At 71.4% G+C, this 13,565-nt stretch carries 15 protein-coding genes, 1 tRNA gene and 1 pseudogene; 5 read left to right on the forward strand and 12 right to left on the reverse strand.

Features of this window, described 5'->3' with window-relative positions; all coding sequences use genetic code 11:
- Positions 1–14: 14 nt before the first annotated feature.
- From A3CQ_RS0129560 to ssb, 7 genes are all read right to left on the reverse strand, one after another.
- Positions 15–1,367 (reverse strand): dipeptidase, encoded by a 1,353-nt coding sequence (locus A3CQ_RS0129560; protein WP_020514567.1) that lies wholly within the window; start codon positions 1,365–1,367, stop codon positions 15–17.
- A gap of 18 nt (positions 1,368–1,385) precedes the next feature.
- Complete coding sequence (locus A3CQ_RS0129565) at positions 1,386–2,441, reverse strand: M48 family metallopeptidase (RefSeq protein WP_020514568.1); 1,056 nt, start codon at positions 2,439–2,441, stop codon at positions 1,386–1,388.
- On the reverse strand, positions 2,438–3,043 hold the full coding sequence (locus A3CQ_RS0129570) for a uridine kinase family protein (protein WP_020514569.1): 606 nt from the start codon (positions 3,041–3,043) through the stop codon (positions 2,438–2,440). Before A3CQ_RS0129570 ends, A3CQ_RS0129565 begins: the two co-directional genes overlap by 4 nt.
- A complete protein-coding gene (locus A3CQ_RS0129575) occupies positions 3,040–4,569 on the reverse strand; it encodes a cobyric acid synthase (RefSeq protein WP_020514570.1) in 1,530 nt (509 codons plus the stop codon). Before A3CQ_RS0129575 ends, A3CQ_RS0129570 begins: the two co-directional genes overlap by 4 nt.
- Complete coding sequence (locus A3CQ_RS0129580; RefSeq protein WP_020514571.1) at positions 4,566–5,507, reverse strand: cobalamin biosynthesis protein; 942 nt, start codon at positions 5,505–5,507, stop codon at positions 4,566–4,568. The genes A3CQ_RS0129575 and A3CQ_RS0129580 overlap by 4 nt, the downstream gene beginning before the upstream one ends.
- 32 nt (positions 5,508–5,539) lie before the next feature.
- Positions 5,540–5,989 carry a hypothetical protein gene (locus A3CQ_RS0129585; protein WP_020514572.1) on the reverse strand — a complete coding sequence of 150 codons (450 nt, stop codon included), beginning with the start codon at positions 5,987–5,989 and terminating at the stop codon, positions 5,540–5,542.
- Between the two features lie 88 nt (positions 5,990–6,077).
- Complete coding sequence (gene ssb, locus A3CQ_RS57780; protein WP_020514573.1) at positions 6,078–6,725, reverse strand: single-stranded DNA-binding protein; 648 nt, start codon at positions 6,723–6,725, stop codon at positions 6,078–6,080.
- Between the two features lie 167 nt (positions 6,726–6,892).
- Here ssb and A3CQ_RS54485 point away from each other — a divergent pair, with 167 nt between their 5' ends.
- The 3 genes from A3CQ_RS54485 to A3CQ_RS54490 all read left to right on the forward strand — a co-directional run bounded on the left by A3CQ_RS54485 (position 6,893) and on the right by A3CQ_RS54490 (position 8,417).
- The gene (locus A3CQ_RS54485) at positions 6,893–7,912 is read left to right on the forward strand and encodes an alpha/beta hydrolase (protein ID WP_020514574.1); all 1,020 of its coding nucleotides are present in this window, start codon (positions 6,893–6,895) and stop codon (positions 7,910–7,912) included.
- 14 nt (positions 7,913–7,926) lie between these two features.
- A tRNA-Arg gene (locus tag A3CQ_RS0129600) sits at positions 7,927–7,999 on the forward strand.
- A gap of 79 nt (positions 8,000–8,078) precedes the next feature.
- Positions 8,079–8,417, forward strand: coding sequence for a BRCT domain-containing protein (locus A3CQ_RS54490; protein WP_157296498.1), 339 nt, complete (start codon positions 8,079–8,081; stop codon positions 8,415–8,417).
- 27 nt (positions 8,418–8,444) lie between these two features.
- Here the strand turns inward: A3CQ_RS54490 and A3CQ_RS63085 are convergent, their stop codons facing one another.
- Together A3CQ_RS63085 and A3CQ_RS63090 are read right to left on the reverse strand one after the other, a co-directional pair.
- On the reverse strand, positions 8,445–8,756 hold the full coding sequence (locus A3CQ_RS63085) for an IS3 family transposase (protein ID WP_370657628.1): 312 nt from the start codon (positions 8,754–8,756) through the stop codon (positions 8,445–8,447).
- Positions 8,736–8,994: pseudogene (locus A3CQ_RS63090) on the reverse strand (LLM class flavin-dependent oxidoreductase); the annotation flags it as partial. The pseudogene A3CQ_RS63090 and the gene A3CQ_RS63085, both read right to left, overlap by 21 nt.
- Positions 8,995–9,023: 29 nt before the next feature.
- Here A3CQ_RS63090 and A3CQ_RS63095 point away from each other — a divergent pair.
- On the forward strand, positions 9,024–9,164 hold the full coding sequence (locus A3CQ_RS63095) for a hypothetical protein (RefSeq protein WP_020514576.1): 141 nt from the start codon (positions 9,024–9,026) through the stop codon (positions 9,162–9,164).
- 339 nt (positions 9,165–9,503) lie between these two features.
- Here A3CQ_RS63095 and A3CQ_RS0129615 read toward each other — a convergent pair whose 3' ends face one another.
- Positions 9,504–9,842, reverse strand: a complete 339-nt coding sequence (locus tag A3CQ_RS0129615; protein ID WP_020514577.1) for a hypothetical protein — start codon at positions 9,840–9,842, stop codon at positions 9,504–9,506.
- On the reverse strand, positions 9,839–10,123 hold the full coding sequence (locus A3CQ_RS0129620; RefSeq protein ID WP_020514578.1) for a DUF4242 domain-containing protein: 285 nt from the start codon (positions 10,121–10,123) through the stop codon (positions 9,839–9,841). Before A3CQ_RS0129620 ends, A3CQ_RS0129615 begins: the two co-directional genes overlap by 4 nt.
- A 217-nt stretch (positions 10,124–10,340) precedes the next feature.
- On the opposite strand from A3CQ_RS0129620, the gene A3CQ_RS63755 reads away from it, so the two are divergent.
- Positions 10,341–12,965 carry an ATP-binding protein gene (locus A3CQ_RS63755; RefSeq protein ID WP_281171519.1) on the forward strand — a complete coding sequence of 875 codons (2,625 nt, stop codon included), beginning with the start codon at positions 10,341–10,343 and terminating at the stop codon, positions 12,963–12,965.
- 322 nt (positions 12,966–13,287) lie between these two features.
- Here the strand turns inward: A3CQ_RS63755 and A3CQ_RS54495 are convergent, their stop codons facing one another.
- A complete protein-coding gene (locus A3CQ_RS54495; RefSeq protein WP_020514580.1) occupies positions 13,288–13,497 on the reverse strand; it encodes a hypothetical protein in 210 nt (69 codons plus the stop codon).
- Positions 13,498–13,565 lie beyond the last annotated feature (68 nt).

A 13,565-nucleotide genomic window follows, 5' to 3' on the forward strand; every position in this document is an offset into this window, starting at 1 on the left:
CGGCGTCTCGCCTCCTAAGTCGTCAACGCCTCCGCCACGTTCTTGAGCAGCAGCGCCTCGGCCAGGCAGGCCCGCTCGAACTCGCCCAGGTGCAGGCTTTCGTCGGGGCCGTGCGCTCCGGAGTAAGGGTCCTCGACGCCGGTGACGAGAATCGATGCCCGCGGGAACAGTTCCTGGAACGTCGCGATGAACGGGATCGAGCCGCCCACGCCCATGTCGACCGGCGTGGCGCCGTCCCAGGCGGCGGTGAACGCGGCACGGGCGGCGTCGTAGGCCGGGCCGGTCGCGTCGATCACGCACGGCGAGCCGTCGCTCTCCAACGTGACCTCGACCGAGGCGCCCCACGGGACGTACTTCTCCAGGTGGGCGCGGACCGCCGCGTACGCCGACTTGGGATCGTCCCCCGGCGCCAGCCGTACGCTGATCTTGGCCTTGGCGGTGGGCTGAAGCGCGTTCGCCGCCTCGAGCGTGCGCGGCGCGTCGATGCCGAGCACCGAGATCGCCGGCTTCGTCCAGATGCGGTCGGTGATCGTGCCGTGGCCGATCAGCTTGACGCCGTCGAGGATGCCGCCCTCGTGGCGGTACCTGTCCTCGGGGTAGTCGACGCTGGCGCCCTCGCGCCCGACCAGGCCGTCGACCGCGACCTCGCCGTCGTCGTCGTGCAGCGTGGTGAGCAGGCGGGCGAGGACCATCAGGGCGTCCGGGATCGGGCCGCCGAACATGCCGCTGTGCACGGCGTTCTTGAGGACCTTGACCTCGGCGAACAGGTTGACCAGTCCGCGCAGCGAGGTGGTCAGCGCGGGCCGGCCGATGTCCCAGTTGCCCGAGTCGGCGATGACGATCACGTCGGAGCGCAGCTCGTCGGTGTGCGCGGCGATGATCTCGTTGAGCGAGTCGGAGCCGTACTCCTCCTCGCCCTCGACGAAGACGACCACGCCGACCGGCAGGGCGTCGCCGAAGGCGCGCAGCGCGGCGACATGCGCCATCACGCCCGCCTTGTCGTCGGCGGCGCCGCGGCCGTAGAGGCGGCCGTCGCGCTCGACCGGCTCGAACGGATCGCTGGTCCAGAGCGCGGGGTCGCCGACCGGCTGCACGTCGTGGTGCGCGTAGAGCAGCACGGTCGGGGCGCCGGGCGGTGCCGCCTTACGACCGATCACGGCGGGCTGGCCGCCGTGCCGCACGATTTCCACCTCGAGCCCGCAGCCGCGCAGCAGCTCGGCGACAGCCTCCGCGGACCGCTCGACCTGGGTGTGGTCGAAGCCCTCGAAGGCGATGCCCGGGATCCTGACCAGCCGTTCCAGGTCGGCGCGGACTCCGGGCATCTCCCGCGCGATCGCGGCGCGCAGATCGGTTTCGTTCAAGCTCATGAACCGATCCTAGGGGCTTCAGCTGTCGGTTTCGCCGTCGGTGCGGTCGCGGCTGGAGCCCCAGGACCGGGCGCCGCGGGCCGCGGACCCCGCCAGGTCTGCCGCGCCGCCACCGAACTTGCGCAGCAGGTTGACCAGCGGGTCCTGGGAGGAGGTGAAGCTGTCCCGGTACGACGAGGCGGCGGCCTTCACCTCGTCGGTGACCGAGGCGTCGCCGTCCGAGTCGCGGCGCGGGTAGTCGCCGCCGAGGATCCGCGCGTAGTCCCCCGAGTCGATCCATTTGCGCAGGTCGGCGGCGCGCGCCACGGGCACCGGATGGGTGCTCCACACGGTCAGGCCGATCTTGTGGATGCTGTCCCGCAGGTCGCCGCCGCCCTCGTACTCGGCGGCCTGCTCGAGGAACGCGGCCGTGTCGATCTGCGACAGATCGCCGCCGCCGGCCAGTTTCATCAGCAGCCGCGTCGACGCGGCGGGGTCCTGCCCGGCGAGCAGGCCCGCCCGGTCGGCGGAGAGCTCGGCCTTGCGCCACCACTCGAACATCGCCGCGATGATGGCCCGCAGCGCGATCGCGCCGATCGGCAGCCAGGCCAGCGAGACCGTCCACCGGGTGAGGATCATCATGATCGTGCGGTAGACCGCGTGGCCGCTGAGCACGTGGCCCAGTTCGTGCCCGAGCACGGCCCGCAGCTCGTCGTCGTCGAGCCGCTCGACGGCGCCGGTGGTGATCACGATGAACGGTTTCTGGAGACCGATCGCCGAGCCGTTGATCACCGGGTCCTGGCTCACGTACAGCTCGGGCAGCTCGGCCACGTCGAGGGTGGCGGCGGCCTCGGTGAAGCGCTGGTAGACACGGGGGTACTGCCGGTGGTCGACCCGGACGGCGCTGGCCAGGAACGCCAGGCGGAAGCCGCGCTCGTTCCACATGCCGAAGAACGCCTTGATCATGTCGTCGAAGCCGCGCAGCTCGCGCAGGGCGGTCAGGGCGCCGCGATCGGCCGGGTGTTCCCAGGCCCGGGAGCTGATCCCGGTCAGCGTGACCCGGCGGCGTACCGGGCGGTTTTCCTCGTCGGTCATGGTTCCACCCCGTCCCGCCCGCGCAGCAGCGCGAAGCGTTCGTCGCCGTTCGTCGCGGCGCCGTCGACGATCAGGTCGGCAGCGGCGGCGGTCTTGTCCTCGGCGAAGTGCCGGTCCTCGGCAGCACGCCACCGCCCAAGGTACGCCCGGAAAGCAACGCTGTCGTCGCCGTCGCGGGCCAGCGCCCTCTTCCACCGCAGGTCAGGTGGGGCGACAACGAAAACCGCAAGGCTCAGCTCGACGCGGATCTCACGCCGGGCGGTGCTCACTCCCTCCAGGAGTACGACGGGAGCCGGGTCGATGCTGACCGTCGGCCCGGCAAACTTCCCGAGGTGCCACTGGTACCGCTGGTAGGTGGCGGTCTCGCCGCGCCGGAGCGGGCCGAGCACCCGGCGTTCGAGCCGGCGCCAGAAGGTGAACTGGTCGTCCCAGCCGTCGAGCAGGTCGTCGGTGTGCACCACGGGTGCGTTCAGCTGCTTGGCCAGCCGCAGCGCGAAGGTGGTCTTGCCGGCGCCGCTCGGACCGTCGACCGCGACGAGCCTGGTGCCGCCGAGCTTGGGGGGCGTCCGCCGGATCTCCTCCGCCAGATCGGCGTATCTCACCGCGGCGCTCCGGGCGGGACGAAGGGCAGGCCCGCCGGCGGACCGTCGAAGATCAGACGCCACAGCGCGGCCGTGTCGAGGTGCTCCTCGACCAGGTCACCGAGCACATCAAGGGCTTTCTCCCGTACGGCGGAAAACCGGGTGTCGGGCGCGACGATGAACCCGTGCCGGCCCGCCAGCCGTGCCGCCTCGGTGAGAAAGCGCCGGCGGAACTCGTCGTTCTCGAACGCGCCGTGCCAATGGGTGCCGTAAATGTTCCCCCGGACGGCGCCCTCGGGCCGTCCGTCGGCGTACCGCAGCAACGGCCATGGGGAGCCGCGGGTGACGACGCCGTGGTGGATCTCGTAGCCCCGCACGGGCGCGCCGAGCCCCTCCCCCACGGGACGGGCGAGTGTCTTCCGTGCGGCGAAGGTGATGCCGATCGGCAGCAGGCCGAGGCCCTCGACCTCGCCGCGCCCGCTCTCCACCTCGTCGTCGATGGTCTCGGCCAGCATCTGGAAGCCGCCGCAGATGCCCAGCAGCGGCTTGCCGGCCGCGGCGTGCCGCAGGACCGCGTCGGCCAGGCCGGTCTCGCGCAGCCAGGCGAGGTCGCCGACCGTGGACTTCGAGCCGGGCAGCACGACCAGGTCGGCGTCGGCGATGTCGCCCGGCTCGACGGTCAGCTGCACCCGGACGCCGGGCTCGGCCGCGAGGGCCTCCGCGTCGGTGGCGTTCGAGATGCGCGGCAGGCGCACCACGGCGACCCGCAGCCACTGGCCGCCGCGCGGCGGACCGGGCCGGCCGAGGGTGCGGCCGTACGCGAGCGAGTCCTCGGCGTCGAGCCAGACGTCGAGGTCGAACGGGAGCACCCCGTGCACCGGGCGCCCGGTCACCTCGGTGATCATGTCGAGGCCGGGGCGGAGCAGGGCGGGGTCGCCGCGGAACTTGTTGATCACGAAGCCGCTGACCAGCGCCTGGTCCTCGGGGCTCAGCAGCGCGAGTGTGCCGTGGAACGCGGCGAAGACCCCGCCGCGGTCGATGTCGCCGACCACGATCGCGGGCAGGCCGGCGTGCCGGGCCAGGCCCATGTTCACGAAGTCGCCGTCCCGCAGGTTGATCTCGGTGGGGCTGCCGGCGCCCTCGCAGATCACCGCGTCGTATTCGGCGCGCAGCTCGTCGAGGGCCTGCCACGCGGTCTCCGCCAGCCGCTCGCGCATCGAGCGGTAGCTGCCGCCGGTGACCGTCCCGACCGCCTCGCCGAGCAGCACGACCTGGCTCGACCGGTCACTGCCCGGCTTGAGCAGAACCGGGTTGAACCGGAGGTCAGGCGCGACTCCGCAGGCCGCGGCCTGCATCGCCTGGGCCCGCCCGAGCTCGCCGCCGCGGCCGTCGGGGCCGACCACGACCGCGGAGTTGTTCGACATGTTCTGCGCCTTGAACGGCGCGACCTTGACCCCGCGGCGGTGCAGCCAGCGGCAGATGCCGGCGGTGACGACACTCTTGCCGGCATCGGACGTGGTGCCGGCGACGAGCAGGCCCCCGCTCACGGCCGGGTCCGGCGGGTCAGTGCCAGGGCAGCGGCGATCGCCGTCGCGGCCAGGCCGACGGCGCCGGAGACCCGAGCCGCCCGGCGCAGGTGCACCCCCGACGGGTGCGGGCCGTCGCCGAGGAACGGCCGCACCTCGCTGCGTCCGAAGTAGACGTTGCGGCCGCCGAGCCGCACGCCGAGCGCGCCGGCCATGGCCGACTCGCACTGCCCGGCGTTGGGCGACGGGTGGTCGTTGCGGTCACGACGCCACACCCGCAGCGTCTCGCGCGGTGAGCCGCCGACCACCGGCGAAACCGCGATCGTGAGCAACCCCGTCAGGCGGGATGGCACCAGGTTGAGCGCGTCGTCGAGACGGGCCGCGGCGGTGCCGAACCGCGCGTAGCGGGACGACCGGTGACCGACCATCGCGTCCAGCGTGTTGGCCGCGCGGTACGCCAGCAGGCCGGGCAGTCCGAACACGCCGCCCCAGATCAGCGGGGCGACGACCGCGTCGGACGTGTTCTCCGCGACGGACTCGACCGTGGCGCGGGCCAGCTCGGGAGCGTCCAACGTGGACGGATCGCGCCCGCACAGGTGGCTGAGCCGCTCGCGGGCCGCCGGAAGATCGCCGTGGTCGAGGTGGCCCGCCATGATCCGGGACTCGCGGCGCAGCGTACGGCCGCCGAGCACGGTCCAGGTGGCGGCGGCGACGAGGGTCGCCCGTGCGATCTTGTGCCGCCGGGTGGCCCGGGCGGCGGCCAGCCCCAGCAGGGCGGGCCCGCCCACCGCGAGGGCGGCGAACGCCGCGCCCGACCGGCGATCGGGCCGGTAGACGCGGCGTTCGAGTGCGCCGGCGGCCGAGCCGAAGCCGGCCACCGGGTGGAACCGTCGTGGATCGCCGAGCACGGCGTCGAGCAGATAACCGGCCACCAGGCCGGCGGCGTCCGCACCCGCCATGCCTTTCACCCCCGTTTTAACTGATTCTTCCGCTATGGGCAGAGACTGCACACCCAGACCGGCCGCTCCGGGCCCGCCGACCGGAACGCGACCGGTTCCGGCTCACCCCAGACGAGCACGCCGGGAGCGCGGTCCGCCAGGAACTCGGTGACGATGGCGTGCAGGTCGCTCGTCGCGCGGTAGGGCGCTTCGAACGGCAGGGCGTCGTGCCCGCAGGACCCGGTCGAGCAGCGGAGCTGCCCGGCCGCACCGTCGTGCCAGACGTAGAACGTGGCCGGACCGTGGTACGGCATCGTGGCCACCTGGTCGCGCAGGAGCTCAGCCGTCTCCTCGAAGGCGGTGACCACCTCGTCGGCCGACATGCCCATGCGCTCGTGCGGTGGAGCACCGAACCAGCTCGTGTTGGCTCGTTCGGCGTCCCGGTCGTGCGGCGCGAGTACCAGGGTCTCGCCCGCGATCGCGCGGATCTCCTTCAACAGCACGCGCCCAGTCTGCCCGCCCAACCCCACCACGGGCCAACCGGGCGGGCGCCCCTGTTCGGACGACCTAATCCGAACAGGGGCCCCGATGTCAGGCCGCGACCGGCTCCCGCTTGGTGCGGCGGGTGCGCCGCGCCGGCGGTTGCTGCTCGGCGACCAGGCGTTCCACCTCGAGAGCGAGGTCCTCGTCCTCCTCCGGCCCGGGCTCGTCCGGCTTGGGGGCGGGCTCGGGCTCGGTGAACGTCGGCTCCGGCTCGTTCGGCACGCCGTCGCCGTACGCGATCGGCACCTCCTCGGCGGTCAGCGCCACCGTCGCCTCGCCGGCCACCACGGCGTCGGACTCGGCGTCCTCGAGCTGGCCGTCGCCCTGGCCGCCCTTGGCCCGGTAGAAGCGCGCCACACCCCGGGTGAGGTCATGGCCGATCGCGTACGCCTCGAGCTCGTACATGAGCCGGTGGTTGCCGTTGTCGTCCTTCCAGTCCCGGCTGTAGACGCGCCCGGAGACGATCACCGGGTCGCCGACGGTGATCGACGAGGCGACGTTCTCGGCCAGCCGCCGCCAGGCGACCACCCGCAGTCGCAGGCTGCGACCGTCGATCCACTGGCCGCCCTCCTTGTCGTATCGCCGGGCGGTCGAGGCGACCCGGAAGTTGGCGACCATCGCTCCCGTGCTCGGGATCTTGCGCCATTCGGGAGCCGTCAGGACGTTGCCCACGATGGTCATGTGCGTTTCGAACAAGGTGACCTCCTCAAAACGGAACGTGCGAGGCGGCGAGCATGCTCCGATCCCGTACGGGATGAAGGTCTTGATCTTGGGTTTTGGGGACGAAAGCCGACATGTGGATTTCGCCAAGACAGCCCGTGGATCTGATATGGCGGACGCGTACCGATGGGTAGCCTGGCCTGGTGGAGATCGACGTCCTGGGACCGCCCTACGAGCGGCACACCATCGACCTGGGCAGCGACGACGAGGGACCGGTGGTGGCGACGCTGGTGCGCCGGCGCGCCGACCGGCCCTCACGCCGAGCTGTCCTCTACGTGCACGGCTTCGTGGATTACTTCTTCCAGACCCATCTGGCCGACTTCTTCGTCGAGCACGGCTGGGACTTCTACGCCCTCGACCTGCGCAAATACGGCCGCAGCCTGCTACCGCACCAGACGCCGAACTTCGCGCGCAGCCTCACCGACTACTACCCCGAGCTCGACGAGGCCGCCCGGATCATCCGCGAGGTCGACGGGCACACCCAGATGCTGGTCAGCGGCCATTCCACCGGCGGCTTGATCACCTCGCTGTGGTCGCATTCCCGGCAGGGCAGCGGCCTGGTCGACGGCCTGTTCCTGAACAGCCCGTTCTTCGACTTCAACGTGCCCTGGCTGGTGAAACGCCCACTGATGACCGCGATCGTCGGCATCAGCGGCCGCACCCCGTACCGCAAGATCCCGACGGCGTCGCTAGGCCTCTACGGCGAGAGCCTGCACACCGACCACCGTGGCGAGTGGACATACGACCTGGCCTGGAAGCCGATCGCAGGCTTCCCGGTGACCGCCGGCTGGCTGAACGCCATCCGCCGGGGCCAGCGCCGCTTGCGCGCCGGCCTGTCCATCGACGCGCCGATCCTGGTCGCTTGTTCCACGCGTACGTGGCGGGGCCGCTCTTGGTCGGAAGACATCCGCCTGGCCGACGTGGTCCTGGACGTCGACCACATCGCCCGCTGGGCGCCCGGCCTGGGCCACCGCGTGACGATCGCCCGCTTCGACGGCGGTGTCCACGACCTCACCCTCTCCGGCAAGGACGTACGAGCCGAGGTCTTCCGCGAGCTCGGCCGCTGGCTCGACGCCTTCGTCCCCCCACCCGGAACCCCCGAGATCAACGTGCCGCCCGCCCCCGAGGACAAGACGGACGACAAGTCCCAGGCGACCGCCTAGTATGTGGCTGGCCAGCGCTCGTAGCTCAGCGGATAGAGCAACGGACTTCTAATCCGTCGGTCGCAGGTTCGAATCCTGCCGGGCGCGCCCAGGTCAACGATCCTTTTGGATCTTGCCGCGATCGCGGCGTGGAGCTACGTGCGGAGCGAAGCGCCACCGTGGCTCCATGCCGACTCGTTCGAAGGCGCGCTGCCGCTCGCGCGGCGAGATCGAGACGCTACCCAGCGGGTCTCTTCGGGTGCGGGTCTATGCGGGCATCGATTCCGTGTCGAAGAAGCGCAACTACCTCGTCGAGACCGAGCCGACAGGGCCAGCCGCTGCGCAGCAGGCGGAGCAGGTGCGCACACGGTTCCTCAACGAGGTGGACGAGAAGCGCAACCCGAAGACGAAAGCAACCGTCGACGGCTTTTGGACCGGTACTTCGACCTTGTCGACATCGATGAAACGACGCGCGTCAGCTACGAGGGATAAGCCCGGAGTCACATTCGGCCGCTTCTCGGTCTGAGTTTCCCCCGCTTTGACGGAGCGGTGGTTACCTGCCTCCGGTCGGGGCACGGGTGAGGTTATCTGGCGCGGTCTGGGCGTGCCAAGTGGTCTCGTATTCGTCGGGGCTGAGGTAGCCGAGTTCGCGTTGAATACGCCGGGCGTTATACCAGGTGTCGATGTATTCGAAGATCGCGTTCTCGGCCTCGTCGCGGGTCCGCCAGCTCGTGCGGTACCCGAGTTCGATCTTCAGCGTCGACCAGAAGTTCTCCGTCAGCGCGTTGTCGAACGAGTGTTCTCGACGCCGATGCGCTGTTCCTGGTCGCCGCAGAGCAGGCGATGAGCCCTCACCGGCGTCGATCCGTTCGTCGCCGAGCAGCGTCTGCACGTGCTCTGGGAACTGCTCGACCGTCAAGGCACGGCGAGACGCCGCGCAACGCCGCCGCGGTCACCTGGTCGGTGCCCGGCGCCCGGCCGATGCCCAGGTCGATCCGCCCCGGGTACGGCGCGAACTGCTCGGCCACCACGAACGGCATGTGGTTGGGCAGCGTCACGCCGCCCGATCCGACGTGAATGCGCCGGGTGTGCGCCGCCACCGCTGCCCGCGGATCCACCGTCGGCGATCTCCGTGCTGACCCTGCCGGACCTACGCGCGGCGGGCGACATCTGGTCGCTGAAACTGATCGAGGCGACCGGGCTCGCGGCGCGGTCAGTGCCGCTGGAGGAGAGCGGACACGTCGACTACTTCGTCGGGCCGCAGCCCACCTGACCATCAGCCTGATCAGCCCCGTCGGAGCGAAGGGGCACGACCAACTCGCCGCCGCATTGGCCGCCAACGGACACCGGGTGCTGGCCCTGCGAATCCCCGCCATCGACTGGGCCGCCGAGTTGAGCGTGGCCGCGCTGGGAGCCTACGTGGCGGAGGAGGCCGCACGCGCCTGGCAGCGACCGCCATTCCGTAACCGCGAGGTGCCGATGGACGCCTGGCACATCAAAATCGCCGACTGGGTACGCGGCCCCCGAGGTCTCCGGTGCTCAGACGGAGCCGCATTCAACCTCAAACCGGTGTTCCTCCGCATTTCTGCCCGCATAGCCCGGCTACCGCAGGTTACTGGTCGACGGCAGTCGATCCGGGGCCTGTTCCCGACCGCACGACGTCGGTGATGTCGATCAAACCGGTCCGGGGCGGCGGGCGGCGTCGTTGTCGTACGACGGTCGCCCGCGCGGCGAGGATGGCGCCGAGCGCCGCAGAGACGCTCATCTGCACCGTTTCGGTGGCCCAGTCGCGGGTGGGAACCGGCACGTCGACCAGCCGCACCTCGACCCTCGTCACGGCGGGGTCGATGGTTTCCTGTGGCGGATCATGTTGCAGCGGCGCCGATCCGCCCAGCACACCGCCCGCGACGGCGGCCGCCGCCCAGCCGGCGAGGCCCGCGAAACGGATCATGACCCTTGGTCCACGTAGAAGTATGGGTCGAGGACGCGTACCTGGGTGATCGCGTCCACCGGGAGCCCGTTGCGCTCGGCCACCTGACGGATGGCCTCGGGGGAGGGACCGTCGTAGACGCAGAACGTCTTTTGCCGGTCGTCGGAAACGTAGGAGTGCACCCAGGTCACGCCGTGTTCGGCGTTGGTGGTGACCACGCCGGCGACGACCTTGGCGCCGGCGTCGTCCATCGGAATGTGGAGCCCATCGGCGAACGTACGTTCCACGAGATAGCGGGGCATCGGTTCGGCCTTTCTCTCGGCGCCGGTGAAATCCGGCCTGTCCGAAACGGTACGAATCGAGCCGCGCGCTCACATCGCGAGCAATTCCCATCTTGGCGGCGCGGGCCGCCCGGGCGGCGGGCCCGGGGATGGGCAGAACTGCCCACGTTGGGCCGGGCCCGGTCAGTTTCGATACAGCGCTATGGACGTGGCTCCGGTGCGCTGCGAGGGTGAATCGGTGACTGTTCCGGTGGGCGACCTGCTCGAACGCGCACACCACCTCGCCACGCTGGGTGCGGCGCTGGCCGCCACCCGGGAGGGCCGGGGCACACTCGTCCTGCTCGCGGGTGATGCCGGCGCCGGCAAGACGGCGATGCTGCGGCATTTCTGCGCCACCTGCGAGCCGGTTGACGAGATCCTGTGGGGCTCGTGCGACCCGCTGTACACGCCCCGTCCGCTGGGCCCCTTCCTCGACATCGCCGAGGAGACCGGCGGCGAGCTGCGGGACCTCGTGGCGGCCGGCGCCAAGCCGTACCACGTCGCCGCGGCGGTGGCCCGTGCGGCCCAGGCTGACCGGGGCACGATCATCGTCCTGGACGACCTGCACTGGGCGGACGAGGCGACCCTCGACGTGCTGAGCCTGCTCGGCCGGCGGATCGCGGCGATCCCGGCGCTGGTGATCGCGAGCTACCGCCACGACGAGTTGGGCCGGCGCCATCCGCTGCGGCAGTTGCTCGGTGAGCTGCGGAGCAGCACCTCGATCCGCAGGCTCACGGCGCCGCCGTTGTCGCGGGAAGGGGTCGCCGCCCTCGCGGCGCCGCACGGCATCGACGCGGACGCGTTGTTCCGGGCGACCGGCGGGAACCCGTTCTTCGTGACCGAGGTGATCGCGGCGCCGGGCTGCGACATCCCGTCGACGGTTCGCGACGCGGTGCTGGCTCGTGCCGCGCGGCTGACCGGCGCCGCGACGGCGGTCCTCGAAGCGGTTTCGATCACGCTCCCGCAGGCCGAGCTCGGGCTCCTCGACGCGCTCGTCACCGGCGCCGACACCGGCGCGGGCGCCGCGCTGGACGAGTGCCTGAGCTCCGGCATCCTGGAGGTCGTTCCGGGCGGCGTCGCGTTCCGGCACGACCTGGCCCGGATGGCGATCGAGGAGTCATTGTCGCCGCACCGCCGGACTGCGTTGCACCGCCGCGCGCTCCTGGCGCTCGCGGAACCGCCCGCCGGCGGTGCGGACCTCGCGAGGCTGGCCTACCACGCCGAGGCGGCCGGCGATCCCGAGGCGGTGCTCCGGTTCGCGCCGGCCGCGGCCCGGCACGCGAGCGCCACCGGGGCCCATCGCGAGTCGGCCGCCCAGTACGCCCGGGCCCTCCGGTTCGGCACGGGACTGCCGGCGGACGCGCGCGCGGCGCTACTCGAGGCACGTTCGTACGAGTGCTACCTGACCGACCAGATGGATGCCGCCATCGACGCCCTGGAACAGGCCGTCACGCACTGGCGGATGGCCGGTGACCAGGCGCGCCAGGCGGCGGCTTTGTCCCAGCTCTGCCGCCGGCTGTGGTGCGGTGGGCGGAGCGCCGAGGCCACGAAGTCGGTGCAGGAGGCGCTGTGCCTGCTCGAAGGGCGGCCGCCGGGCAGGGAACTGGCGCAGGTGTACGCGATTCTGGCCGCCGTGTACATGGACGAAGAGCGGCTCGACGAGACCCTCTCGTGGGGAACCCGGGCACTCGAGATCGCCGCGTCCTGCGGCGATCAGGCCGAGATCGTGTACAGCCTCAACACCGTCGGCACCGCACAACTGCTGGCGGGGCAGCCGGAGGGAAGGGAGAAGCTGGAACGAAGCCTCGCGCTGGCCGAATCGGCCGGACTGGACGAGCACGTGGGCCGGGCCTTCCTGCATTTCGGCTGGGCGATGACCCGCATCCGCGCGTACGAGCTCGAACCCCGGCTGAACCGTGGCGTGACGGTGTGCGCGGAGCTCGGCCTCGAAGCGTGGGAGCTCTACTGCGTGGCATACCGGGCTCGGCTGAACCTCGACCTCGGCCGGTGGAACGACGCGGCGGCCGACGCCGGTCTGGTGCTCCGGTCGGCGCGTTCCGTGCCGCTGCTGCGGCTGCTCGCCCTCACGGTCCTGGGGCTCCTCCGCGCGCGCCGGGGCGACCCGCAGCCCGATCGCCCGCTGGACGAGGCACTCGGGCTGCTGGTGGGGCACGAGGAGCTTCAGTACCGTGCGCCGGTGATCGCTGCCAGGGCGGAAGCCGCCTGGCTGGGCGGCCGCGGCGCGGAGGTCGTCGACGCCATCACCAGGGATGTCCTCGCGACCGCAGTGGACCGGCGCGCGTCCTGGGTCATCGGCGAGTTGGCCTGGTTGCGCCGGTTGTCGGGAATCCGCGAAACCGTGCCCGGGGTGATCGAGCCGTACTCGGCACAGCTGGCCGGCGCCGCGACTGCCGCCGCCGCACGGTGGACCCACCTCGGCTGTCGGTACGACGCCGGCCTCGCGCTGGTCGAGTCCGGCGACGAGCCCGGCCTCCGCCGGGCGCTGGGGGAGTTTCAGCGGCTGGGCGCGCGTCCGGCCGCCGAGATCGTGGCCCGCCGCCTCCGGCAGCACGGTGTGCAGGGACTGCCGCGCGGACCCCGGCCGGCGACCGAGCACCATCCGGCCCGCCTGACCCGCCGCGAGGCCGAAGTGCTGGCGCACGTCCAGCAGGGCGCGTCGAACGCCGAGATCGCCGCCCGGCTCCACCTGTCCGAGAAGACCGTGCACCATCACGTCTCGGCGATCCTCCGCAAGCTCGGCGTCGCACGCCGTGGCCAGGCCATCTTCGAGGCGACCCAGCGTGGGCTCGTGCCGCCCACATAGACGCTCCGCATTCGTGCCACGAGAAACGGCAGCACCTCGGCAACGGACAGGCCAAGCCCAGGAACAGCCGCGACCCGGACTGGTCCGAGCGCCGAGGCGTGAGTGATCTTCGGCGGTGTTCGGGGTGGGGGCCACACGAGCTGTTGCTGCCGTTGGCGATCGTGGCTGTGGCAGTTCTGTGCCAGCGGGGTGACGAGATGGGTGTCGTACCGCCGGGCGGCTAGAAGCGCCGCTGGCTCAACAGGGCCACCGCCCTAGCCGCGAGCGTTTCGACCAGGGCCCGCGCGGGCGCTGTACCTGCCGAAAATGTCGTCCGGGCTGGTCAGGCGGCTTGCTCGTACTCGTGAAGGATGCCGCCGAGGCGGCCATGCCGGTGGATGTTCAGGCGGGCGAGCCGGCCCGGGTCGGTGATCGGTTCGGGTAGCGGGGCCTGCGGTCGGGCGTTGGCGATGCCTTGATGCGGTCGGTGCTCGTTGTAGAAGACCTCGTACTCGCGTAGCGCGTGCAGCAGGTGTCGTTGGCTGAAGATCAAAGTACGAGGCTTGCCTTCAGGTGGCCGGCGTCGCGGTCATCGGAGCGTTCGTTGCGGTCATCACATTC

This window comes from Paractinoplanes globisporus DSM 43857 (assembly GCF_000379645.1).
Classification (GTDB): domain Bacteria; phylum Actinomycetota; class Actinomycetes; order Mycobacteriales; family Micromonosporaceae; genus Actinoplanes; species Actinoplanes globisporus.